Annotated in this window: 26 protein-coding genes; 4 read left to right on the forward strand and 22 right to left on the reverse strand. The window is 65.9% G+C overall.

All coding sequences use genetic code 11. The annotated features are described in order from the left end of the window. Nucleotides 1–98: 98 nt before the first annotated feature. The 5 genes from BOSE125_RS10245 to BOSE125_RS10265 form a co-directional block, all read right to left on the reverse strand. On the reverse strand, nt 99–653 hold the full coding sequence (locus tag BOSE125_RS10245) for a potassium channel family protein (RefSeq protein ID WP_159552282.1): 555 nt from the start codon (nt 651–653) through the stop codon (nt 99–101). A 39-nt stretch (nt 654–692) separates the two neighbouring features. After that, nucleotides 693–1,082 (reverse strand): hypothetical protein, encoded by a 390-nt coding sequence (locus BOSE125_RS10250; RefSeq protein WP_159552284.1) that lies wholly within the window; start codon nt 1,080–1,082, stop codon nt 693–695. Between the two features lie 58 nt (nt 1,083–1,140). Further along, the gene (locus BOSE125_RS10255) at nt 1,141–1,566 is read right to left on the reverse strand and encodes a hypothetical protein (protein ID WP_159552286.1); all 426 of its coding nucleotides are present in this window, start codon (nt 1,564–1,566) and stop codon (nt 1,141–1,143) included. A 181-nt stretch (nt 1,567–1,747) separates the two neighbouring features. Continuing rightward, a complete protein-coding gene (locus BOSE125_RS10260; RefSeq protein ID WP_159552288.1) occupies nt 1,748–4,276 on the reverse strand; it encodes a LuxR C-terminal-related transcriptional regulator in 2,529 nt (842 codons plus the stop codon). A gap of 170 nt (nt 4,277–4,446) precedes the next feature. Next, nucleotides 4,447–5,628 carry an AI-2E family transporter gene (locus tag BOSE125_RS10265; RefSeq protein WP_159552290.1) on the reverse strand — a complete coding sequence of 394 codons (1,182 nt, stop codon included), beginning with the start codon at nt 5,626–5,628 and terminating at the stop codon, nt 4,447–4,449. A gap of 190 nt (nt 5,629–5,818) precedes the next feature. Here BOSE125_RS10265 and BOSE125_RS10270 point away from each other — a divergent pair, with 190 nt between their 5' ends. Beyond that, entirely contained in the window at nt 5,819–7,105 is a 1,287-nt protein-coding gene (locus tag BOSE125_RS10270; RefSeq protein ID WP_159552292.1) for an ion channel protein, read from the forward strand. Between the two features lie 292 nt (nt 7,106–7,397). Beyond that, on the forward strand, nt 7,398–8,621 hold the full coding sequence (locus BOSE125_RS10275) for an N-acetylmuramoyl-L-alanine amidase (protein ID WP_159552294.1): 1,224 nt from the start codon (nt 7,398–7,400) through the stop codon (nt 8,619–8,621). Nucleotides 8,622–8,827: 206 nt separating this feature from the next. On the opposite strand, the gene rpsI is transcribed toward BOSE125_RS10275, so the two are convergent. Beyond that, nucleotides 8,828–9,325 (reverse strand): 30S ribosomal protein S9, encoded by a 498-nt coding sequence (rpsI, locus tag BOSE125_RS10280; RefSeq protein WP_159552296.1) that lies wholly within the window; start codon nt 9,323–9,325, stop codon nt 8,828–8,830. Between the two features lie 35 nt (nt 9,326–9,360). Beyond that, nucleotides 9,361–9,804, reverse strand: a complete 444-nt coding sequence (rplM, locus tag BOSE125_RS10285) for a 50S ribosomal protein L13 (protein ID WP_115931866.1) — start codon at nt 9,802–9,804, stop codon at nt 9,361–9,363. A 582-nt stretch (nt 9,805–10,386) separates the two neighbouring features. Between rplM and BOSE125_RS10290 the strand changes: the two genes are divergently transcribed. Beyond that, nucleotides 10,387–12,213, forward strand: a complete 1,827-nt coding sequence (locus tag BOSE125_RS10290; RefSeq protein ID WP_159552298.1) for an HNH endonuclease signature motif containing protein — start codon at nt 10,387–10,389, stop codon at nt 12,211–12,213. A gap of 22 nt (nt 12,214–12,235) precedes the next feature. Here the strand turns inward: BOSE125_RS10290 and truA are convergent, their stop codons facing one another. Beyond that, complete coding sequence (gene truA, locus BOSE125_RS10295) at nt 12,236–13,126, reverse strand: tRNA pseudouridine(38-40) synthase TruA (protein WP_159552300.1); 891 nt, start codon at nt 13,124–13,126, stop codon at nt 12,236–12,238. Between the two features lie 27 nt (nt 13,127–13,153). Between truA and BOSE125_RS10300 the strand changes: the two genes are divergently transcribed. After that, nucleotides 13,154–14,074, forward strand: coding sequence for a CPBP family intramembrane glutamic endopeptidase (locus BOSE125_RS10300; protein WP_159552302.1), 921 nt, complete (start codon nt 13,154–13,156; stop codon nt 14,072–14,074). A 322-nt stretch (nt 14,075–14,396) separates the two neighbouring features. Here the strand turns inward: BOSE125_RS10300 and rplQ are convergent, their stop codons facing one another. From rplQ to rplF, 14 genes are all read right to left on the reverse strand, one after another. After that, nucleotides 14,397–14,987, reverse strand: a complete 591-nt coding sequence (gene rplQ, locus BOSE125_RS10305; protein WP_159552304.1) for a 50S ribosomal protein L17 — start codon at nt 14,985–14,987, stop codon at nt 14,397–14,399. A 119-nt stretch (nt 14,988–15,106) separates the two neighbouring features. Next, nucleotides 15,107–16,102, reverse strand: a complete 996-nt coding sequence (locus tag BOSE125_RS10310) for a DNA-directed RNA polymerase subunit alpha (protein WP_159552306.1) — start codon at nt 16,100–16,102, stop codon at nt 15,107–15,109. A gap of 144 nt (nt 16,103–16,246) precedes the next feature. After that, a complete protein-coding gene (rpsK, locus tag BOSE125_RS10315) occupies nt 16,247–16,651 on the reverse strand; it encodes a 30S ribosomal protein S11 (protein ID WP_115931872.1) in 405 nt (134 codons plus the stop codon). A 112-nt stretch (nt 16,652–16,763) separates the two neighbouring features. Then, a complete protein-coding gene (gene rpsM, locus BOSE125_RS10320) occupies nt 16,764–17,132 on the reverse strand; it encodes a 30S ribosomal protein S13 (protein ID WP_159552308.1) in 369 nt (122 codons plus the stop codon). 331 nt (nt 17,133–17,463) lie between these two features. Further along, entirely contained in the window at nt 17,464–17,577 is a 114-nt protein-coding gene (gene rpmJ / locus BOSE125_RS10325) for a 50S ribosomal protein L36 (RefSeq protein ID WP_010145295.1), read from the reverse strand. 40 nt (nt 17,578–17,617) lie between these two features. Beyond that, nucleotides 17,618–17,839, reverse strand: coding sequence for a translation initiation factor IF-1 (infA, locus tag BOSE125_RS10330; RefSeq protein ID WP_010080397.1), 222 nt, complete (start codon nt 17,837–17,839; stop codon nt 17,618–17,620). Nucleotides 17,840–18,310: 471 nt separating this feature from the next. After that, on the reverse strand, nt 18,311–19,150 hold the full coding sequence (map, locus tag BOSE125_RS10335; RefSeq protein ID WP_159552310.1) for a type I methionyl aminopeptidase: 840 nt from the start codon (nt 19,148–19,150) through the stop codon (nt 18,311–18,313). A 72-nt stretch (nt 19,151–19,222) separates the two neighbouring features. After that, on the reverse strand, nt 19,223–19,858 hold the full coding sequence (locus BOSE125_RS10340; protein WP_159552312.1) for an adenylate kinase: 636 nt from the start codon (nt 19,856–19,858) through the stop codon (nt 19,223–19,225). A gap of 64 nt (nt 19,859–19,922) precedes the next feature. Next, nucleotides 19,923–21,230 carry a preprotein translocase subunit SecY gene (secY, locus tag BOSE125_RS10345; protein ID WP_159552314.1) on the reverse strand — a complete coding sequence of 436 codons (1,308 nt, stop codon included), beginning with the start codon at nt 21,228–21,230 and terminating at the stop codon, nt 19,923–19,925. A 236-nt stretch (nt 21,231–21,466) separates the two neighbouring features. After that, complete coding sequence (rplO, locus tag BOSE125_RS10350) at nt 21,467–21,949, reverse strand: 50S ribosomal protein L15 (protein WP_159552316.1); 483 nt, start codon at nt 21,947–21,949, stop codon at nt 21,467–21,469. Beyond that, entirely contained in the window at nt 21,942–22,169 is a 228-nt protein-coding gene (gene rpmD, locus BOSE125_RS10355) for a 50S ribosomal protein L30 (protein ID WP_115931879.1), read from the reverse strand. Before rpmD ends, rplO begins: the two co-directional genes overlap by 8 nt. Beyond that, nucleotides 22,162–22,917, reverse strand: coding sequence for a 30S ribosomal protein S5 (gene rpsE, locus BOSE125_RS10360; protein ID WP_371300589.1), 756 nt, complete (start codon nt 22,915–22,917; stop codon nt 22,162–22,164). Before rpsE ends, rpmD begins: the two co-directional genes overlap by 8 nt. A gap of 38 nt (nt 22,918–22,955) precedes the next feature. Continuing rightward, nucleotides 22,956–23,330 carry a 50S ribosomal protein L18 gene (gene rplR, locus BOSE125_RS10365; RefSeq protein WP_159552320.1) on the reverse strand — a complete coding sequence of 125 codons (375 nt, stop codon included), beginning with the start codon at nt 23,328–23,330 and terminating at the stop codon, nt 22,956–22,958. Then, entirely contained in the window at nt 23,330–23,863 is a 534-nt protein-coding gene (gene rplF, locus BOSE125_RS10370; RefSeq protein WP_159552322.1) for a 50S ribosomal protein L6, read from the reverse strand. Before rplF ends, rplR begins: the two co-directional genes overlap by 1 nt. Nucleotides 23,864–23,888 lie beyond the last annotated feature (25 nt).

The raw sequence follows: 23,888 nt of genomic DNA on the forward strand, positions 1-23,888 counted from the left end.
CTGTCCATTGTCATACGAAGTTGGACGGGTAGCGGCATCGGCGGTCTCTGCCGAGCGCAGACCTGAACCCGCTCCGAGGGCAGCGCCGCTCCTGCTGCTCACAGGGAACGTCGCAAACCTTCTTTGGCCGCGTAGAAGGACACCTTCGCGATCATGACCAGGACACCCAGTCCAAGGAGCACCTGAACCGTCACGATCAGCCGTGCCAGACGGGTCAACGGAACGACGTCCCCGAAGCCGACCGTGGCGAAGGTGCTGACGGTGAAGTACAGGGCGTCCATCCGATCCAACGGCTCGCTGAACGACGCGGGATCCGTGGTCGACATCGACAGGTGCAGCAAGGCGAAGAGGCAGAGGAACGACATGAGGCTTTCCACGACGGCTTCAGCGGCCCGGATCATCGGCAAGCCGGCAGCAAACACCAGGCGGACCTGCAGGCCGAGGAAGCACAGGAACACCAGGACCACAGCCGCCAACCTGATCCAGGCCCCGGCCGAGTTGGCGGCGTTGAACCCGTCAACGGGCACGATGAAGTAGACGAGGAAGACCACCGTCAGAATCGTGGTGACACGGAGGGCGGCGCTGCCCCCGGCACGCCACTGCCCCGGCCGGTCGAGGTCACGGAACCGGCGCTGGCCCTTTCCTGGATGCATGGTTCGGCGAAACCTCCGACTCGTCACGCGGAGAACCTCCTAGTCACCCAGCGCGCGCGCCTTGATGAGTTCGTATTCCTGCGAGGTGATGCTCCCGGCATCGAGAAGCGTCCGGGCCGTGGCGATCTCGTCGCTGATGCTCGTCCTGGCCAGGGACCGGACATACGCGGCCTGGGCATCCTGGCGGATCTCGGCCTGCTTCTGGTTCCGGGCTGCCATTCCACTGCCCCGCACGATCAGGTACACCAGGACGGAAATGATGGGGAAGAACACCAGGAAGACGACCCAGAGGGCCTTGAACCAACCACCGAGTGCCTTGTCCCGGAACAGGTCGGCATAGACCGAGAAAAGCGCGCCCAGGAAGGCGATCAGTGCATAGAAGCAGAACAGGAACCAGAAGAAGTCCCAGAAATTCGTCCAGATGTCCATCGTCACTCCTTGGTAGGGTCCGCCGCCGCTGGGCGAGCGCCTCATTCCCCCCAGAGCCTCAGCACTGGAGGTCGCTTTCGACATCGCTCAGGGCTGTGCCGACGTCGTTCGCTTCCTCGCGCAGGGAGGAGAGAGCATCCGGGACCTTGGTGTCATCCGGGACCTCATTGACCGCTTCCCGGAAATCACGGACGGTGGTGTCAAGCTCCTCCCGGCGGTCTTCGGCCACGTCACCGGCCTCCTCCACCAGCGCGTCGTAGGATTCCCCAACCTTGTCCCGCGCTGAACGGAGCTGTTCCGTGGTGGCGTCCGGGGTGAGGGTGGCTCGAAACTCCTCAAGTGACGTGGAGAACGTCTCGGTCGCCGCACAAGCCTGGGACACGTTCTCCTGCGGGCTCGGGGTGGAGCAGCCCGCCAAGGCCAGCAGGGCCACCGATGCACCTACAGCCAGGGCGCGGGCCTGACCAGAGAATGTTCTTTCCATGGAGAGGGCTCCCTTCAAGGGAATGGATGCTGGGGACTGGCCATGGCCGCCATGACCAGGACACCGGTCCCCTGTGGTCCGAATTATCACCGGTGCCAAGCTCCGGCGCCTCACCCTTTGGAGGTGAACATGAGCCCGGAAGCCGTGCTCGTCGAGGCCATGCCAATCCGATGGGTTGGGCCTAGATGAGTCCGCGGGCGGTGGCGATCCTGACGGCTGATCGGCGGTTCGTCGCGCCGAGCTTGCGATAGATCGACTGCTGATGCGATTTGAGCGTGTTCACCGAGATGAAGAGCGAGTCGGCGATCTCGGCGGCCGTGAGCAAGGTCCGCATGTGGGAGAGCACTTCCCGCTCCCGTTCCGACAATGTCCAGAGGGAATGCTGCCGGCGTTGAACGTGTTCCGGAGGCCGGTGAGTCAGCGTCGAGGCAATGAAGGCGTCGTGGGCCGTACCCCACGCCGCATGCTGGACCAGGAGCTGGAGCAAGTCGCCGCGCCGCTCAACGAAGGGCCGCAGGACGGATTCAGGTTCGGCACACCGGACGGCGTACTCGAGTCGCTCATGGGCGACTGCGGACTCGCCGGCCGAATAGGCGATGAGCGCCTCGGTCAGGGCGCTGCTGGTTTCGACGTACAAGGGGTTGGCCTGCTCCGCCAGAGCCCCCGTGCACACGAGTGCCTTGTCGGTCTCCCCCGCCTGCCGCAACAGCTCGGCCACCAGTGCGTCGGCCAGGGGGGAGGCACCGCCCCTCGCCAGGGGACGTACCATCGCCGCAGCCCCCTCGACGTCACCGGCCGCTTCGCGCAGCTTCGCCGCGGCGACCATGGCGAGTACCGGCCATGAAGAGTCATGCGGCTCCTGCGCTTCAAAGGCCCGGAACGCCAGCTCCGATGCCGCTATCCGGACCGGGTCGCCGGTGGCGCAGTCCACCAGGATCCGGTACACCATACCCAGGGAATCGGACGGGAACGGGGCAGAGCCCACATCCATGGCCCGGGCGAGATCATGGTCGGCGCGGTCCAAGTCATCGCGCCAGTACGCCACCAGCCCGCGGGCCACCCACACCGGCGCGAGGGATGCCTGGCACGGCCAGGCGCAGGTTTCGGCCAGGGCGATGGCCACCGCCCCCTGCTCCTCAGCGGCCGAGAAGTCGCCGTTCACCGCAAGGGCCAAGGCGAGCTCCGCTCCGGCGCAGACTTCGACCGTGGTGAGGCCATTGGCGCTGCCTGCCGCTGTTGCTTCCCGCAGCAAGTCGATCGCGACCTTTCCGGGATGGCCGGCCCGAGTCTGGGCCCTGCCGAGCAGAAAGAAGCCGTTGGCCAGCATGGCTGTCGGGTGTTCAGTGGCCAGGTCGACAAGGCGGATTCCCTGACGGGCAGCCGCCGCGGGATCCCCCTGACCGAGCACGAATAGTTCGAACAGGGCCCGATTGGCCTCGAAGCGGCGGCGACGCGCCGCACCGAGCCCGCTCATACCCGAGGACGCCCGGCGTCCCAACGTGATGGAGGAGGGCAGGTCGCCGGCCAGGGCACGGCAGGAGGACCGGACCAGAAGCATTTCCGGGTCCTCACTCCAGGGAAAAGGCAGCCGGAGGCACAGCTGTTCCAGGGACGCTGCGCCTCCGGCCACGATCATCTCCAGCCAGTGTTCCCCTATCGACTTCATCGCCGTTCGGGGTTCGCCGCCCAGCAGAGCCTCGGACACGCAGGTGGGTACGTCCACGTCCTGGTAGTGCCGGGCCGCGGCGCCGTGGAGGGCGCGGGCGAGCTGGGGGTCACGATGGGACAGGATGGTGCGGCACGCCATGGCGAAGAGTGGCTGCCAAGTGTACGTTTCTTCCGCGCTGCCGAGGTGATCCGCCGCCAGGAAGAACCCCTGCTGGAGGCAGTGCTCGAGCAGCATGGCGCCGTCGTCGTCATCGCACAGGTCGATGGCCAGCTGACGGGTGATCCTGTTCCGGGTCGTGGCCCGCAGGACGAACTCCGACAAAGGTACGGGGCACCGTGCGAGGATCTCCTGGGCGACGTAGTCCAGGAAGACCCTGCGCGGCTCCGGCGAGAATGCAGTCGCCGCAGGCATCCCCTCCTCTCGGAGGACCAGGCCCTCGGTGATGGCCACCGGCCATCCGCCCGTCGCGTTCCACAACCCGATGCCTTCCACGGAACCGTCAAGCCCGTGAAGGGTCAGCAGCTCGCTGGTCTCGTCTGGCGTGAATGCCAACGCGCGGGCCCCTACATCCGTGACCGTTCCCCGGAGCCTCTGCGCGGCAAGGGAAAGGGCAGGATCACCACGCGAGGACAGCACCAGGTGCAGCCCGGGCGGCCCTGAACGGACCAGGGCGCCCAGCAGTCCGTCGTCGAGGGCCGGACCGGCCAAGTGCAGGTCGTCAATGACGAGGGCCAGGGGTTCGGCAAGCATCTCCAAGGCCCGGATCACACCGCGGTAGTCCTCCACCGGATCCGGGCCAGGAACCGGGTCCAGGCTGGTCACTGCAGCGCGGACGGGACCATGGAGGTTGCCCGCCACACTCTGCAGCGCCCTGATGATCCAGTGGTGCAGACTCGCGGAGTCGTTGGCGTAGGGGTCGAAGGACAGCCAGGCGCAGACCGCCCCACAGTTGCGGGACCAGTCGGCTAACAGCGTCGTCTTCCCGTAACCCGCCGGGGCCGAGACCACCGTGATCCGATGGGACCCATCGGCGAAGGACACGGCTTCTTCCAATCGACCACGCCGCAACGTGCCGAGTTGGCGTCCGGGTGCACGGATATTCACCTGTGATTCGGACGGACCTGCAGAAGGCGGCCTGTGCCCCACGCTCGTCATGCTAGATCCGCCGGCGAGCCACGACAACCCATCCACGGCCCACGGTTCGAGGCCACTCATTGCGCATTCCTTCGTGGGACCACGACGTGCCGGACCACAAGGGTCAGCGCCGCGGCCACTGGGTTCGCGATCAGGGCCCCGGCGAATCCCATGAGCACCCCTCCGGCCGTGGCGGAGATCAATACCGTAGCTCCGGGAATATGGAGCGCCTTTCCCATTGCCCTGGGGGTCATGACGTAGGCCTCGACTTGCATGTACACCACCATGGCCACCAGAACGACCACCCCGGCGGTGGGCGAACTCAACAACGCGAACAGCGTCATGAAGCACGTCGTCACCACGGTGCCGATCACCGGAATCAGCGTGATGAAGAAGGCGGCGAAGGAAATCGCCCCCGCGTAGGGCACACCGGTGAACGTCAGCAGAACCAGGCTGAACGCGGCGTTGCAGGCAGCTAGCACCACCATCCCGCCCAGGTAACGCCCGATCGAATCCGTGATCCTCTCCGTGAGAAAGATGGCCATGTGCCGCTTCGAGGCGCTGACCAGAGAATAGAAGCCACGCTTCATGCCCTTGAGGGAGACCAGGAAGTACAGGGCAAGCACAGCCATGAAGAACGCCGAGGACAGCCATCCGGCGAGCCCGGTACCCAGCGACAGCGCCCCGCCCGCCACGAACGCCCAGAACGACGACTGCCCGGTCAGGTCACCGAGCCCCTGGATCAGTGCGTCGGCTCCACCACTCGTTGCCGCGTTCACCGTTTGCACCCACGCCTGGTTCGACAGCTCGGCCAGGCTGCCGGGCAGGGAGCGCACCAGCTCGGCACCTTGCCTCAGGACGGGGGGAATCACCAGGACCAGAGTTCCTCCGGCGAGGAGCGCAAAGGCCACGGCCACCACGAGAATCGCCCTGCCTCTGGATAGGCCCCTCCGCCCCAGCACGTTGACCAGGGGATTCAGCGAGAGCGCGATGAACAGCGCCGCGAAGACATTGAAGACAACCCCGGACATGATGACCAGCGCCAGCGCCAGCCCGATGGCCACGATGGCGCCCCAGGTCACCGCGAAGCCCCTGGCAAACGGCGACAGTGGGCCCGGTGAAGGACGAACGGGGCCGGAGGATCGATGCGTCTGCGCACGTCGGGAACTCGTTCCCGCCAGTCGGGGCGCAACCACATGACCGCTGACGAGGAACTCAAACGCGGAGCGGCCGCGGCCCCTGACTGCATGCTCGTTCATGCTGACTCGATCCGCTGCCGGAGTACGACGGTCTCACGCAGGTGCGCCACCCCACCGGGGCTTTCCGCTCCTCTGGATGGCCTCGGCGATTCCACAGCCTGAAGGCTGCGCCTGCACATAACTGTCCACCCAGCCCGCACCCGTCGGATCACCCGCGCAGGATGATTCCGGATCCGGCGGACTGAGGACAATGGCTGGTGTGGACGGACACAGGGCACCTTCGACAACCACGCTTCTGGGTTTATCGGTACCGGCGATCATTGTGGGGGTCATTTCGGCGTTGGGCCTGTTCCTCGTGGAGGAAGCGGCCCACCTGCTCGAACACCTGCTGTGGGTGAGCCTGCCGGCTATCTGGGGCCTCGATCCTGACTCGGGATGGTGGATCTTCAGCGTGCTGAGTTCGGTAGGGCTGGCCGTCGGCGTCATCGTCTCCTTCGCCCCGGGCCATGGCGGTCGGGACTCCGCAACCGTCGAGCTGGTGGCTCCGCCGCTGACACTCACCGCGGTGCCCGGGCTCGTCCTCGTGACCGTGCTGGTCCTGGCCGGCGGCGTCAGCCTCGGGCCAGAATCCCCCATCATCGCCATCAACACGGCGCTGCTGGTCGCGCTGGTTGCCAAGTTCTGGCCCCGCATCGACGTGCACCTCGTGGTCCTGGTGACCGCTGCGGGCACGATAGGGGCACTGTTCGGAACCCCTGTGGCGGCCGCCCTGGTCTTCACCGGCATGGTGGCGGCCGCCACGACCGGCGGCGCGCTGTGGGACAGGCTCTTCCTCCCGCTCCTTGCCGCTGCGGCGGGCTCGCTGACCATGCGTCTGGTCGACGGCCCCCAACTCTGGGCCACGGGGTTACCGTCCCTGGGGACGCCTCAGCTGGCGCATCTTCTGGCCGGCGCCGTGGTCGCCTGCGCCGCAGCACTGTCCATTCTCGCCGGGGCATCCGTGTTCCGGCCCTTACACACGCTTTTCCGTCGGCTGCGACGCCCGCTCCTCTACACGACCCTGGGCGGCATCATCCTGGGAGGCCTGGGGGCGCTTGGCGGGCCCCTCACCCTGTTCAAGGGTGGCCAGCAGATGGCAGATCTCGTCCGGGCGGCGGAAGACTATACGACTGTCCAGCTCCTGCTCATCGTTGCCGTCAAACTCGCAGCACTGGTGGTCGCGGCCACCGCCGGCTTCCGCGGGGGCCGGATCTTCCCGGCCGTGTTCATCGGGGCCACGGTGGGCCTAGTGGCCCAGTCAATCGTTCCGGGCGTTCCGCTGGGTCTGGTCATCGCTTGCGGCATCCTCGGGGCCGTTCTGGCTGAATGCCGGGACGGTTGGATCGCGCTCTTCATTGCCATCGTCGTGGTGGGCGACATCTCCCTGTTGTCGATCCTCTGCATGGTGGTCCTTCCCGTCTGGCTCCTCGTCACACACGCACCGAAAATGATGGTCCACACCGTGCCACGCCAGCAGGTCTCCGGTTCCACCGTCTAATCGGGCGAAACCCCGGTGATCCGTGGGGATGAGGCGGCGCAAGGAATGGCTCAGCCGCCCCGGACGGGCACGCGGCTCAGACGAGTGGCGGAATGGGCGTGCGACCGAAGCTGCCGAAGGAACCGGGGTGGCCGACGTCGTTGGTTCCCCGGCGTTTCTACCGGCATTGACGCAGGTCACGTGCGTACGGTGGGGTCACCGTCTCAAGTCGACCACCACCAGCAGTCCGTCCCTCGCGTGCTTCCCCAGCAGTCCCCCGCGAGGTGGCGAGCCGTTCTGAATGGAGCCTGACGTGACAGACCACATCACCGCACCCGCCCCCGCGCCTGCACCGGCGTTCGCCCCCGCGGCCACAGCTGCAACCTCAGCTGCGTCCGCGCCCGTTCCCACCCGACCGGCCCGTGTGTCCCGACGCCGGCTGCTGCAGGGCACTGCCGCTCTCGGCGGCGTCATCGCGTTCGGGACCGCCGTCTCCGCCTCCACCACCCCGGCGTTCGCCGCCACCGTGAGCCGGCCGGACATCATCTCCACGAACGACTGGGGTGCCTCGGCCGCCAAGGGGTCACTTCCGACCCTCACGCGCCGGCCGACGCACCTGGTCATCCACCACACCACGCACGTGAACTCGGACGACTTCTCCGATGCCGCAGCCAAGGAGGTGGCCCGGCTGATCCAGCGGAACCACATGACCAACGGCTGGGCGGACACCGGGCAGCAGTTCACCATCGCCCGCGGCGGCCAGATGCTCGAGGGCCGGCACGGCTCGCTCGACGCCGTGGTGGACGGGACCCGATTCATCGAGGGCGCGCACGCCTACGGCTTCAATGACCAGTCGGTGGGCATCGAGGTCGACGGGATGTACACCAACGACGTCCCCACGGACGCGCAGTGGAGCTCCCTCGTGCATCTCAGTGCCTTCATCTGCCAGCGGTACGGACTTCACGTGGACCGGATCATCGCCCACCGGGACGTGCCTGGCGCCCAGACGCTGTGCTGCGGGGACACCTTCTACGGCAAGCTGTCCGCCCTGCGTGATGAGGTGGCCTCGGCGCTGGCCAACGGGGTCGACGGCGGCTCGGGCCCCTCCGGCGACTACCCCACCGTGCGCCTCGGTGACGAGGGCGAAGCCGTGCGCCGGGTCCAGGTCACCCTCAAGGTCATCGGCCATGATCCCGGCGCGGCCGACGGCGTGTTCGGCCCCGCGACGGAGAAGGCCTTGCGTGCGTACCAGTCGTCGCTCGGCACCGGCGTGGACGGCATCGCCGGTCCTCGTACCTGGGGCGCCCTCGCGACGCACCACGCGGCCGGCTCGACGGTGAGTTCCGGGGACAGCGGCACCGAGGTCGAGTATCTGCAGCGGGGCCTGAAGGCCTCCAGCGGCGTCGACCTGGCCACCGATGGCCACTTCGGGGAGCAGACCGAGGCCGCCGTCTCCGCCTACCAGAAGGCACGCGGGCTGACCGTGGACGGGGTGGGCGGCGCCGAGACGTGGGCCGCACTGAAGCACGGGCAGTAGGCCGCCGGCAGTAACTAGGGCGGTCCTCTCGCGGGCAAAGACAGAACCCCGTGGTCCCGTTTCCACGAAGGGAACGGGACCACGGGGTTCTGTGGGCCGACGCGCGCCGGGTGACCGGTCGGCGTCGTGCGCAGGAGTGCTCCCGCGCTACTGTATGCCGGGCGAGACCGCCGAAGCGGCCCCGCCCACCAGGTGCAGCGTGAAGATCAGCGCTTCGAGAACTGCGAGGCCTTGCGGGCCTTCTTGAGGCCGGCCTTCTTGCGCTCGACGACGCGGGCGTCACGCGTCAGGAAGCCGGCCTTCTTGAGAGCGGCGCGGTTGTTCTCGCGGTCGATCTCGTTCAGGGCGCGGGCGACACCGAGGCGCACGGCACCGGACTGGCCGGAGGGGCCGCCGCCGGTGATGCGCACGATGACGTCGTAGGCACCCTCAAGCTCGAGGAGCTTGAACGGATCGTTGACTTCCTGCTGGTGCAGCTTGTTCGGGAAGTAGTTCTCGAGGCTGCGGCCGTTGATGGTCCAGGCGCCGGAGCCCGGGATCAGGCGCACGCGGGCGATGGCCTGCTTGCGGCGCCCCACGGCGCCGCCGCCGACGGTCAGCGCGGGGCGCTCAGCGACAGCAACGGTCTCGGGGGCATTGGTGGACTCGGAGGTGTAGCTGGTCAGCTCCACTTCCTCGGTGGACTCATTCTCATTGAGAGTCATGGTTCTCCTTGAAAGATTGTGGTGGTGCTGACCCGTTACTGGGCGACCTGGCCGATTTCGTATGTCTTGGGCTGCTGGGCGGTGTGGGGGTGCTCGGCACCGCGGTACACCTTGAGCTTGTGCAGCTGCTCAGCGGCGAGGGAGTTCTTCGGGAGCATGCCGCGGACGGCCTTCTCCACGGCGCGCACCGGGTTCTTCTCCAGCAGCTCCGCGTAGGAGACAGAGGAGAGACCACCCGGGAAACCGGAGTGGCGGTAGGCGCGCTTCTTCTCGAGCTTGGCGCCGGTCAGGGCCACCTTCTCGGCGTTGATGATGATGACGAAATCGCCCATGTCCATGTGGGGGGCGAAGGTCGGCTTGTGCTTTCCGCGCAGCAGTGTTGCGGTCTGGCTGGCAAGACGACCCAGCACGACATCAGTGGCGTCAATGACGTGCCACTGGCGGTCGGCATCGCCGGGCTTCGGGGTGTACGTACGCACGTTGTTTGCCTTCGTGTTCGGTGTCGGTTACAGATTTCCGGCCCGCGGCGGTGAGTCCATGGGCCAGTCACTGAGTTCATCGGTGCGCAGCCGGTACGCCAGGTGAGGACTGGAGTGAGGCCGGGTCCGAAAGCTTCCCGGCGGCGCCCTGGGCTATCGCGACCATGCAACCAGGCCACCCGAGGGTACAGCGAATCCGGGAAAGGACACGCACAACGAAGGTCAATACTACCGTGTCCGCGCAGTAGGGGCAAAGCAGCTGGAATTCAGGCGAGTTCTGGAGGGATTCAGGAGGGTATCAGGGGAATCAGGGGAATCAGGGGAATCAGGGGAATCAGGGGAATGGAGCATGGCGGACTACTCCACAGGTGACTGATCACGGCGTGTCATCCACAGATTTTCAGAAGCCCTTTTCGGCGTCCGCAGGGTGTGCTCGAATGGACTCATTCGAACACATGTTCCCATCCTGTGGGGCAGGGAACGGGCAGAAGCCACCTTCACCAGCGGCGGCGAATGGGTACGGAAAAGCACGTTGGGGAAAGCAAGACTCAGGGGACATCAGATAGGGGAAGGAGGGCGGGCATGACTGACGACCACGAGTACCAAGACGGACTGGAGCGCCAGGTCGAGCACAAGAACGAGCAGAAGAACGAGCACAAGGATGTGGACGATCATGCCTCAGGGACCGCCCCACTCCCTTCTCTGAACTCTCTGGACGAGCTGCCGCTCGGTCACCTGACGGCCTTGCTGCAGGAGGCCACCCGAGCCGTGGTGCATCGCCTGTCCGGCCCCGACGCCTTGCGCGAGTTCACCGCCATGGCTGTCCCCGAGGACAGCGGCGGTCGGGACTGGGGAGCCATGCTGTCCTCCCTTCCCGACGAGCCGGATTCGGACGCGGCACCAGGGCTGGCTGTTGCCTCTGTCCCTGACCCGAACCCTGTCCTGCCCCCTGTCCTGACCGGGGATGCCTCCACTCATGCCGACGCTGTCACCCTCCCGGTGCTGCACCAGGTCCTGGAGACCGTCGGGCGATCCGTTGCGACGGCCCAGATGACCTTGACGGGCCACACGGTGGAGGCCTTCGACAATCCACCAGAACGCCGTCGCCTTCTCGGACTCCCTCAAGGGAAGACCGCCTTCCGAGATGCCACCGATTACCTCAAGCTCGCCCTGCGGATCGACGGGACCGAAGCTCGGCGCCGGACGCGTTGGGCGGCTTCCCTTCGGCCGACCCGCGCGCTGACCGGTGAGTCCCTGCCTCCCGCCCTCCCCCTGCTGTCCGCCGCCGTCCACGAAGGGAAGTTGGACCGTGCCGCCGTGGACGTCATCACCACGGCCTTGGACAACGTCCGGCAGATGGCCCGTCGCGTGGAGGCCGACCCACAGACCGTCTCCGACCTTCTGGATGACGGCGAGGAACGCCTGGTGGCGCAGGCCGAGTCCGTGGACCCGGGCACTCTGCGCAAAGTCGCGGCCCATTGGCTGAGGTGGGTCGAAGCGGCCGTGGATCCCGACGGCTCCGAGCCGAACGACGCCACGCTGCCCCAGTTGCAGGGACTGATCCGCAAGGGGGAGCGCAATGGACTGCACCAGTGGCTGCTCGCGGTCAACGATGAACAGAACGAGTACCTGCTGACGGTGGCGAACGCCGCCACCAATCCCCGTGCGTCCTACCGCGGCCCGTCGATGGAGGGTGCGGAAGGTAGTGCAGCTGGGAGCGAGGGTTTGGATCAGCTGTTGACGGCGGAGGTCCAGTCCGAGGAGGACGGTTCGTTGACGGCGGTCACTGCCGTCGACCCGCGCTCAACCCAGCAGAAACAACTCGACGGGCTGATGGCGTGCATCGCCGGCGGCCTGGCCATGATCGAGTCGGACCAGCTTCCCTCGACGGGCGGCACCCGCCCCCAGGTCTCAGTCCTGATCGACTTCCATACCTTGCTGGGCGATCTGCAGAAGGCCGGCACGGTCACCGCTGAAGACCTCCTCCAGTTCGAGTCCTCAGCAACCTTCACCGGTCCGATCCATCCCGGCACGATCCGGGCCATGGCCTGTGATGCGGACATCCTGCCGGTGGTGCTCGGGTCGAGCGGCGAGGTGCTCGACGTCGGCCGCGCGCAGCGACTCTTCCCCGCCCGGCTCCGGCAGGCGGTCGCTGCCCGCGATGGAGGGTGCGCCGCACCCGGTTGCTGGATCCCGGCGCCGTGGTGTGACGTGCACCATGTCGAACACTGGGAACACGGCGGACCCACCTCTGTCGACAACGGGGTCCTACTCTGCAACCACCATCATCACGCCGTCCACGCCGGCGCATGGGACATCGACATGGACTCCGGCCGGCCGTGGTTCATACCGGCTCCCTATCTGGATCCACGTCGACAACCACAGCGCAATCGGTTCTGGCGGAGATAGACCCATGGATCTCGGCCATCAGTTACACCACGGTTCGACGCGCCCGTGTCCCAGCGGCGCGGAAGGCCAACGCACGGGGATCGGAGTCGACGTCGGGGTATTCGACGTGTTCCAGGACCAAGGCGTGCGGCGGTGCGAGCCGCGTCTGCGAGTCACGGACCATGGCCTCCAGACGTTCGCTGACCCAGCCGGCAGGATGTCGCCCCTCCCCCACCTGAACGACGGCTGCCACGAGGGCACGGACCATGTTGTGACAGAACGCGTCGGCCTGCAGGTAGGCGGTGATCAGTCCGGATTGCCCGTCGCGGATGAAACCGAAGTCCTGCAGTTCACGGATGGTCGTGGCGCCCTCCCGCGGCTTGCAGAAGGTCAAGAAGTCGTGGAGACCGAGCACGGCTTTCGCTTCGGCGTCCATCAATTCGGCATCCAGCGGTTCCCTGTGCCAGTACGTGGATCGACGGTTCAGCGGGTCTCGCGTCTCAGAGGAGTCGCTGATGGCGTATCGGTACGAGCGCCACAACGCCGAGAACCGCGCATCAAACCCCTCGGGCGCCAAGGATGCTCCCGTCACCACCAGCGCACCCCGTTCGCGGCTCAGAGCGCCGCTGAGACGCCGCACCAAGGTCGACGCCGGCCCGGCCTCGTCAGGATTCCGCGTCACCGCGTTCCATTCGGCCTCGGTCAGATCAAAGTGCACCACCTGACCACGGGCGTGCACCCCAGCATCGGTGCGACCGGCGACCACGGTGCGAACGGGGCGACGGATGATCATGGCCAGCCCGTCCTCAAGGGCGCCCTGGACGGTCGGCAGTCCAGGTTGGGTGGCCCAACCCTTGTAGTCGGTGCCGTCATAGGCCAGGTCCATCCGGACGCGGACAAGGGCGGGATCGGACGGCGTGGGCATGGGGATCATTCTAAATCCCGGGCCAGAATAGGCAGAATGGAGAACCTTGCGCCGTGGGTGGCCTATCTGTTGACCGTGCTGCCCGGAGTGGTGCTGGTCGGCATCATCGTGGCCCTGCTGCCGCGGCACGCGCATGGGGTGCGGATCCTCATGCTGGTCCTCGGGTTCGTCTTCGTCCGCGATGCAATGAGTCCCCACGGGCTGTGGACGTTCGGCACGGCCGGTCCGTCCGGGACGGCGGGTCAGTCCGGGACGGCGGGCCAGTCCGGGACGGCGGGCCAGTCCGGGACGGCGGGTCAGTCCGGCACCTCGACGGCAGCCGACTCGATCGAGCTGCCCGTTTTGTGGTTGCGTTTCACTGACGATCCCGTCGCCCTCCTGGTGATGACCGTGGCCTCGCTGGCACTCGCAGCAGCGATCGTCTTCGCGTGCCGGGACCTGCGGTGGATGGTGCTGTGGTCGGGACCACGATGGTGGACCTCAGGACTCGTGGGCCTGGTCGGCGTCGTGGTGATCGCGCTGCCATTCCTGTACCTTCACGGCACCTTGGTCGAGTGGTTCCCCATCCTGGACGGCACTCCCTTGGCCCGTCCCTTGATTCCGGTTGAGCAGCGCGGCGGTACGGTGGCCGCCGGCGTCGTGGTCCTCCTGGCTGCCTTCGCCCTGTGCGGGAACCTGGTGGAGGAGCTTCTGTTCCGCGGCTTCCTCCAGGCCCACCTGGAAGATCATCTGCCAGGACGGTCTGGCCGCTGGCGCGCAGCGCTGCTCTCCGCCCTGATCTTTGCCGCCGGGCACCTGTTCCTCGCCTACAACCTCACCGGCGTGGGTTGGCCGCTGCTGGCCTTCACCCTGTTCGAGGGACTGGTCTGTGCCGTCATCGCGATGCGCCACGGTGTCCTCGGGGCGACCGTGGCACACGGCGGCGCCATCTTCCTGCTGACGTCCGGGCTCCTCTGACTTCCTCTGATCCGCCTTAACCTGTCATGCCTTGCCTGGCCGCCTGCCTGCCTGGCCGCCTGCCTGCCTGCCTGCCTAGCCTGCCTGCCTGCCTAGCCTGCCTAGCCTGCCTAGCCTGCCTAGCCTGCCTAGCCTGCCTAGCCTGCCTAGCCTGCCTAGGGCTAGCCGTACCGGACCGCAGAGCCCACCGACCAGCGCACGCTCCAACGACGCGTCCGTTAAACCCAACGACCCGCCCCTCCGCACGTGATGTGCGTCGGAACGGGTCGTCCAGATGGTGTCTGGAGAAGACTCAGCAGACAGCCGGTTCAGACCGAAAGGATCACTTCTCCTCGGTCTTCTCCTCTGCGGCAGGAGCCTCAGCGGCTTCAGTTTCAGCAGCCGGAGCCTCAGTGGCTTCGGCGGCTGGAGCGTCGGCAGCTTCGGTCGCGGCACCCTCAGCCTCGGCCACGGGGGCCTCAACCGGAGCAGCGGCCTCAGCCGGAGCAGCGGTCTCAGCAGCCTTCTCGGCTTCCTTGACCACGGCCTGCTTCGGGGACACCGGCTCCATGACGAGCTCGATGACTGCCATCGGGGCGTTGTCGCCGTGACGGTTGCCGATCTTGGTGATCCGGGTGTAGCCACCCTCGCGCTCGGCCATGGCCGGGCCGATCACCGTGAACAGCTCGTGCACGATGGTCTTGTTGGTGCGGTTCTTGGCCGAGATGATGCCCTGCACCTTGCGACGCGAAGCCAGGTCACCCTTCTTGGCGAAGGTGATCAGACGTTCGGCGAAGGGACGCAGGCGCTTGGCCTTGGTCACCGTCGTGGTGATCTTCTTGTGCTCGAACAGGTTGGCCGACAGGTTGGCCAGCATGAGCCGCTCGTGGGCAGGGCCGCCGCCCAGGCGCGGTCCCTTAGTGGGGGTAGGCATTGGTGTTTCTCCTCAGATGGACCCTGACGGCTGCCGGCCATCAGGACACTATTGGTGGTGGTACAGCGAGTGAAGAGAGTGATTCAGGACCCGGCCGAAGCCCGATCCCGGTTCACGGCTCAGTACTCGCCGTAGGACTCCTCGGACTCCTGGGAGTGCAGCGAGGGGTCATAGCCAGCCGGGGAGTCCTTCAGGGACAGACCCAGTTCGGTCAGCTTTTCCTTGACCTCGTCGATGGACTTGGCACCGAAGTTCCGGATGTCCATGAGATCGGCCTCGGAGCGAGCAACGAGCTCGCCAACGGTGTGGATGCCCTCGCGCTTCAGGCAGTTGTAGGAGCGCACGGTCATTTCCAGATCCTCGATCGGCAATGCCATGTCGGCGGCCACCGTGGTGTCCGTCGGGCTCGGGCCGATCTCGATGCCTTCGGCTTCCAGGTTCAGCTCACGGGCCAGGCCGAAGAGCTCCACCAGGGTGGTGCCGGCAGAGGCCACGGCGTCACGCGGAAGCATGGACTCCTTGGTCTCGACGTCGAGGATCAGGCGATCGAAGTCGGTGCGCTGCTCCACGCGGGTGGCCTCGACCTTGAAGGTGACCTTCAGGACCGGCGAGTAGATGGAGTCGACCGGGATCCGGCCGATCTCCGCGTCACCGGTCTTGTTCTGGGCTGCCGTGACGTAGCCGCGGCCACGCTCGACGATGAGCTCCATGTCGAACTTGCCCTTGCCGTTGAGGGTGGCAATGTGCAGGTCCGGGTTGTGGACCTCGACGCCGGCCGGGGACGTGATGTCCGCAGCGGTGACGACGCCGGGACCCTGCTTACGCAGGTAGGCGACCACGGGCTCATCGTGCTCGGAGGAGACCGAGAGCTTCTTGATGTTCAGGATGACCTCGGTGACGTCTTCCTTCACACCGGCGACGGTGCTGAACTCGTGCAGCACCCCATCCACGCGGATGCTGGTGACAGCAGCGCCCGGGATGGAGGACAACAGGGTCCGGCGAAGGGAGTTTCCGAGGGTGTAGCCGAAACCGGGCTCCAGCGGTTCGATGATGAACCGGGAACGGTTGTCGGCAACGACTTCTTCAGTCAGCGTGGGGCGCTGTGCAATGAGCACTGACATTTCCTTTCGGCGAGCGTCCGCCATATGACGCACACGATGGGTGGAAACGAATGGGGTGGGCGGGAGTGCACCGATGCGCACGCCCCGGCTGGTCGGAAAAGCCCGGAACCAGCCGAGGGGCGTGCGCTCGGTACGAGGTCAGACGCGGCGGCGCTTGGCCGGGCGGCAACCATTGTGGGCAGAAGGGGTGACGTCCGAGATGGAGCCGACCTCGAGGCCTGCAGCCTGAAGCGAGCGGATCGCGGTCTCGCGGCCGGAGCCGGGACCCTTCACGAAGACGTCAACTTTGCGCAGTCCGTGCTCCTGAGCCGCCTTGGCTGCCTTCTCGGCAGCCATCTGTGCGGCATAGGGGGTGGACTTGCGGGAGCCCTTGAATCCCACATCGCCGGCCGAGGCCCACGAGATGACAGCACCGGTGGTGTCCGTGATGGACACGATGGTGTTGTTGAAGGTGCTCTTGATGTGGGCCTGGCCCACGGTGATGTTCTTCTTGTCCTTGCGACGAGGCTTGCGGGTGACCGCAGCACGTGTCTTGGGGGGCATGTGTCTCTCCTACGAAAGCTGGTGTTGTGCGGAAGTGACTGTCTTGCTGGGGAGAAGCCGGAGGCAACCGTGAATCGGGAAAGCGGCGCGGAGGCCGCCCCGTTCGGGGTGACTACTTCTTCTTGCCGGCGACAGTCTTCTTCGGGCCCTTGCGGGTACGGGCGTTGGTCTTCGTGCGCTGGCCGTGGACAGGCATGCCGCGGCGGTGGCGGATACCCTGGTAGGAGCCGATCTCGACCTTGCGGCGGATGTCGGCTGCCACCTCGCGGCGCAGGTCACCCTCCACCTTGAAGTTCGCCTCGATGTAGTCGCGCAGTGCAACCAGCTGTTCGTCTTCCAGGTCCTTGACGCGAGTGTTCGGGTCGATGCCCGTCGCTTCGATGGCCTGCTCGGAGCGGGTCTGGCCCACACCGAAGATGTACGTGAGAGCGATGACGACGCGCTTTTCGCGCGGGATGTCGACGCCTGCTAGACGTGCCATTTGGCCGTCCTCCTTGTTCTTCTGAAGCAAAGGTCTGCACCAGCACGTCCCCTCCCTGCGGGAATCTCTTCCCTGCGGTGCCCTGGTGACGGTTCCGGCGAAGTTCCGGAGTTTCATTCCGCCGACCGGCGTTGCCGCGGTTCGGGTCCCCGGCCCTTGCGTCCAGGGGTTGCCGTCTGCCTCGGTTACCCTGCTGGACCCCGGAGGGCCTCAGGCAGGAATCCGTGGATTCCAGCTGTGCTGCTGTTTGGTCCGGTTGGACCTGGTCGTCCGGTTGTGCACCGGCCGACCTAAGGTTGCTGCGCGTGGACAATCCCGTCGAAAGACGAGGTCAGCCCTGGCGCTGCTTGTGGCGTGGGTTCTCGCAGATCACCAGGACGCGGCCCTTACGGCGCACCACCTGGCACTTGTCACAGATCCGCTTCACGCTCGGCTGAACCTTCATGGTTCCTCCTCCAGCGCTTGCTGTTTAGTGGTGGATGGGTTTACTTGTAGCGGTACACGATACGACCCCGGTTGAGGTCGTATGGGCTAAGTTCCACGACGACCCGGTCCTCGGGGAGGATTCGGATGTAGTGCTGACGCATCTTTCCCGAGATCGTGGCCAGAACGACATGCTCGTTCTGCAGACGGACGCGGAACATTGCGTTCGGCAATGCTTCACTGACCGTGCCCTCGACCTCGATGACACCTTCCTTCTTAGCCATGTCCTCCACTTACGTTGTGCCAGACTCCAGGCGTCGGCGCGGGCGGTGCATCCGGGTCGCAGGCGACTCGAATACCCCACGTCCGTTGGACGGATGAAACCAGGCGGGGATGTTTCCGGCTGACGACCAGGGCGCAATCCAGGGGTACCTCGGGAATTCCGAAGGAACTTCCGAGGACACGGCGCACCGCAGAGACAACCAGCAAGCAATACTACTGGTTTCGCGCACAGAAGTGAAATTCACCCGCGTCAGAGTTGACCCGTCCTGGAGGAAGGGGTATCGCCTCGGGGGAAGGGGGTAACGCCTCTGGGAAAGAGGTACCGCCCCGGGGAAAGGGGTAACGCCTCGGAAAGGAGGTAGCGCCTCGGGGAAGGGGAAAGCACCTCGGCGAAGGGGGTCGCGCCTGATCCCCGGACCGAAGCGAGACTAAAGCGAGACCGGCGGGGTTCAAATGAGCTCTACGGCTGCGTTCTACTCGCCGATGGGAACGGGCACCACGCCGAGCGGGGCGAGGTCGGCCGCGCCGCCGTCGGGCATGGAGAGCACCCAGATGCCGCCGCGATGCCGCGCGACCGAGTGCTCCCACTGGCTGGCGCGGGCCCCGTCACGGGTGACCACGGTCCAGTCGTCGGTGAGGACGTCAGTGGCCAGGCCGCCGCGCACGAGCATGGGCTCAATCGCCAGGCACAGCCCCGGCTTGACCTTGGGGCCACGGTGCCGGGACCGGTAGTTCAGTACGTCCGGCGCCTGGTGCATGGCCGTGCCGATGCCGTGACCCACGTAGTCCTGCAGGATGCCCAGCGGGGCGCCGGGCTGTTCGGAGACGAAATCATCGATGGCGTCACCGATGTCGCCGACGTACTTGGCCGTGGCGAACGCAGCGATGCCGTGCCACAGGGCCTGGCGAGTGATCTCGGACAGCCGCTCGTCCTCCGGATCGGCCGTGCCGGCCGCCGAGGACCCGAGAACCACGGTGCGGGCCGAGTCGGAGTGCCAGCCGTCGATGATGCAGCCACCGTCGATCTTCAGGACGTCCCCGGCCTGGAGGACCCGCTCCCCCGGGATCCCGTGCACCACTTCCTCGTTCACCGAGGCGCAGATGGTGGCGGGGTAGCCGTAGTACCCCAGGAAGTTCGGCGTGGCGCCGGCCTCCTCGAGAACCGCAGCGAACACGGCGTCGACGGCGGCCGTCGTCGTTCCCGGGACAGCCGCCGCGACGGCCGCATCCAGGGCGCGATGAAGGACCAGTCCAGCACGATGCATGGTCTGCATCTGCGGGACGGACTTCAGTTCGACCTGGCGGCGGTTCATCACAGCGGCTTCTCGGATCCTTCGTTACGCGGGTACTGAATTTCTCGGGTTCTGAAGTACCCGAGCTCTGGACTACTCGGGATTCTCGGCGTCGCCCTGGCCGATCGGCTGGACCACAGGGAGGTTGCCGGTGCGCTCACGGACGGAGTACACGGCCTGGAGCAGTCGCTCGGTGATGTCGTCGATCTGGCCGGTGCCGTCCACGCGGGCCACGATGCCGCGGGACACGTAGGACTCGATCACGGCCTGTGTCTGCTCGTGGTAGAGGTCCAGGCGGTGCTGGATGACCTCGGCGGTGTCGTCAGCACGCCCGTCGGTCTCTGCACGATTCAGCAGTCGTGCGACGAGTTCCTCGTCCGGAACCGTCAGCTCGATGACGACGGTCAACGCCTGTCCGTCCTCCGTCAGGAAGCCGTCAAGGGCCTCCACCTGACCGGCAGTACGCGGATAACCGTCCAGCAGGAAGCCGTGCTCGGCGTCAGACTGGCGGATGCGGTCGGCGACCATGCGGTTGGTGACCTCGTCCGGAACGAAGTCGCCATTGTCCATGTACTTCTTGGCTTCCTTGCCGAGCTCCGTCATTTCCTTGACGTTGTACCGGAAGATGTCGCCCGTGGAAATGGCCACGATGCCGAGCTTGTCCGCAATACGGGAAGCCTGGGTGCCCTTGCCGGACCCAGGAGGGCCCATCATCAGCATGCGGGTCATAGGTATTCCTTACTGTCGATCAGCGTGAATATTCGGTTTTCAGGAGTACGTCTGGGGTTTACCGCTACCGCAGCAGGCCCTCGTAGTTGTGCTGCTCCATCTGCGCATTGATCTGCTTGATGGTCTGCAACGCAACGCCAACCATGATGAGGATCGAGATGCCGCCGAACGGGAAGTTCTGGTCGGCGTTGATCAGCACGAAGGCGATCATGGGGATCATCGCCAGGACACCAAGGTACATCGCGCCCGGGAAGGTGATCCTGCTGATGACGTACTCGAGATACTTCTCGGTCGGGCGGCCAGCACGGACACCCGGGATGAAACCGCCGTATTTCTTCATGTTGTCGCTGATCTCGACCGGGTTGAACGTGATCGTCACGTAGAAGTACGTGAAACCGATCGTCAACAGGAAGAACAGGATCATGTAGACCGGGTGCGATCCGGTGCCGAAGTACTCGGAGAGGAAGATGACCCACTGCGGCGGGGTGGTGCCGTCCTGCGGGGTGTTGAACTGGATGAGGATGCCCGGGAGCATCATGATGGAGGACGCGAAGATCACGGGGATCACGCCGGCCATGTTCACCTTGATCGGGATGTAGGTGGACGTCCCGCCCACGGTACGGCGGCCGATCTGGCGCTTGGCGTACTGCACGGGCACGCGGCGCTGGGACTCCTCCACGAACACGACGGCCATGATGGTCAGCAGGCCGACGATCAGCACGATGCCGAACACGCGCCAGCCCTGCGTGGACCAGATCTGGCCCAGGCCGGCCGGGAAGCCGGCGGCGATGGACAGGAAGATCAGCAGGGACATGCCGTTGCCCACGCCCCGCTCGGTGATGAGCTCGCCGAGCCACATGATCAGCACGGTTCCCGACGTCAGGGTGACGATCATCAGCAGGATCACCGGGAGGCTGTCATCCGGCACGATCGGCAGGTTACAGCCGAGCAGAGCACCGGTGCGTGCCAGGGAGACGATGGTCGTGGCGTTCAGCAGCGCCAGCGCCACGGTGAGGTAACGCGTGTACTGGGTCAGCTTGGACTGGCCCTGGGCGCCTTCCTTCTGCAGCTCCTCGAAGCGGGGAATGACCACCCGCAGCAGCTGCACAATGATGGCCGCCGTGATGTACGGCATGATGCCGAGGGCGAAGACGGAGACCTGCAGCATCGCGCCGCCGGAGAACATGTTCACGAACGAGTACAGGCCGCCCGTGGTGTTGCCCTGATCCAGGCAGACCTGCACGGTCCCGTAGTCAACACCGGGGGCAGGAACGAACGCCCCGAGCCGGTAGATGACGACGATCCCTAGGGTAAACCAGATCTTTCGCCTCAGGTCGGGCGTCCGGAAAACCCGGGCAATCGCGCTGAACAAGCGTCCTCCTGGAGGTGGATGGTGCTGTGGTTGGACGCGGAAAGAAGAACTGGCGAAGGGTTGCCTTCGGCAGAACCGTTGCCGGAACCACTGACCGAGTCTAACGGAAAGAAGAAGGCCCCCGTGCCGCTATCCACGCAAAACGCACATGGACGGCGGCCCGGGGGCCAACTTTGGATTAACGCGAGGCTACGCTGAGCTCGCGCCGAACCGGTTCAGAACCGGTCTGATCCAGTTCAGAGGGTCTCGGTGGACCCGCCGGCTGCGGAGATCTTCTCCGCTGCGGAGGACGAGAAGGCGTTCGCCTTCACGTTCACCGCCACGGTGATCTCGCCGGTCCCGAGGACCTTCACCGGCTGGTTCTTGCGGACCAGGCCCTTGGCGATCAGATCGTCCACGGTCACGTCGCCGCCGGCCGGGAAGTGCTCCGACAGCTTGTCCAGGTTCACGACCTGGAACTCGACCTTGAACGGGTTCTTGAAGCCACGCAGCTTCGGCAGACGCATCTGCAGCGGCACCTGGCCACCTTCGAAGCCGGCCTTCACCTGGTAGCGCGCCTTGGTGCCCTTGGTACCGCGGCCAGCGGTCTTGCCCTTGGATGCCTCGCCGCGACCCACGCGGGTCTTGGACTTCTTGGACCCGGGGGCCGGACGCAGGTCGTGGACCTTGATCGCGTTCGCGCCTTCGACAGTGTTGTCAACTGAGCGTTCATCAGCCATTGTTGACCTCCTCAACCTTCACCAGGTGCGGCACGGTGTTGACCATGCCCACGGTGACCTCATCGGCCTTGCGGTTGACCGTGTGGCCGATCCGCTTGAGGCCGAGGGACCGCAGGGTGTCGCGCTGGTTCTGCTTACCGCCGATGGCGGACTTGATCTGGGTGATTTCCAGCGTGGCATCGCTCACGGCGACGTTCTTACGCGTGCTGAAATTAGCCATTGGCGGCACCTGCCTTCTCGCTCTTCTTCGCGCGATCCTGCTCCATGGTGCGGAGCATCGCGTGAGGAGCGACCTCGTCCAGGGTCTTGCCACGACGGGCAGCCACGGACTGGGGCTCCTCCAGCTGCTTGAGGGCATCCACGGTGCCGCGCACGATGTTGATCACGTTGGCGGACCCCATCGACTTCGACAGCACGTCGTGAATACCTGCGCACTCCAGCACGGCGCGGACCGGACCACCGGCGATCACGCCGGTACCCGGGGAAGCCGGACGCAGGAGCACCACACCGGCGGCGTCCTCACCCTGCACGAGGTGCGGGATGGTGGAGCCGACGCGCGGAACGCGGAAGAAGGACTTCTTGGCCTCTTCCACGCCCTTCTGGATGGCTGCCGGAACTTCCTTAGCCTTGCCGTAGCCGACGCCCACCAGGCCGTCGCCGTCGCCCACGATCACCAGGGCGGTGAAGGAGAACCGACGACCACCCTTGACGACCTTGGACACACGGTTGATGGCCACGACGCGCTCCAGGAACTTGTCCTTGTCGTCGTCGCGACCGCCACGGCCACCACGGTCGTCGCGGCGTCCGCCACGGCCACCGCGGTCGTTACCGCCGGCGTTGCCGCCGCGGCCGCGGTCGTTGCCGCCACGCCCGCCACGGTTGCCCTGGCCTTCAGTGGACTGGCTGGCCGAACCGGCAGCGGTCTCAGACGCGCCACCAACGGCAGTGTTCTCGGTGTTTTCGGTCACCTGAGTGTCCTTCTTGTTGCTCTCGGTGTTCGACTCGCTCACAGCTGCAGCCCACCTTCCCGGGCACCGTCAGCGACGGCGGCCACACGACCGTGGTACTTGTTGCCGCCGCGGTCGAAGACCACGGCCTCAATGCCGGCGGCCTTGGAACGCTCGGCCACCAGCTCGCCGACCTTCTTCGCCTTGGCGGACTTGTCGCCCTCGAGGGCGCGCAGGTCGGCTTCCATGGTGGAGGCCGAGGCCAGGGTGACACCGCGGGTGTCGTCCACGACCTGCACGAAGATGTGACGTGCGGAGCGGTTGACCACCAGACGGGGACGGACGGCAGTGCCGGAGATCCGCTTGCGAACGCGCAAGTGGCGGCGGGTGCGGGAGACGAACTTCCCCTTGCCCTTCACTTTCAGCGTGGACATTACTTACCTGCCTTTCCGGCCTTGCGGCGAATAACCTCGCCTGCGTAACGCACACCCTTGCCCTTGTACGGGTCAGGACGGCGCAGCTTGCGGATGTTCGCAGCGGTCTCGCCGACGCGCTGCTTGTCGATGCCGACCACGGTCACCTTGTTGCCCTCGACCTTGAAGGAGATTCCCTCCGGGGCCTTGACGGGAACGGGGTGCGAGTAGCCGAGGGCGAACTCGAGGTCCGAGCCCTTGGCCAGCACGCGGTAACCGGTGCCGATGACCTCGAGCTGCTTCTCGTAACCGTCGGTGACACCGACGATCATGTTCGAGATGAGGGTACGGGTCAGGCCGTGCAGCGAACGCGATTCGCGCTCGTCATTCGGGCGGGTCACCGTGATGGTGCCCTCCTCGAACGAGACCTCGATCGGGCTGGCCACAACGTGGCTCAGTTCGCCCTTGGGGCCCTTCACGGCAACGTTCGATCCGTCGATCTTGATCTCGACGCCGGACGGCACGGTAATCGGAAGACGTCCAATACGTGACATGTCTGTTCTACCTTTCTTCCGTCTT

It is taken from the genome of Citricoccus sp. K5 (assembly GCF_902506195.1).
Lineage (GTDB): Bacteria > Actinomycetota > Actinomycetes > Actinomycetales > Micrococcaceae > Citricoccus.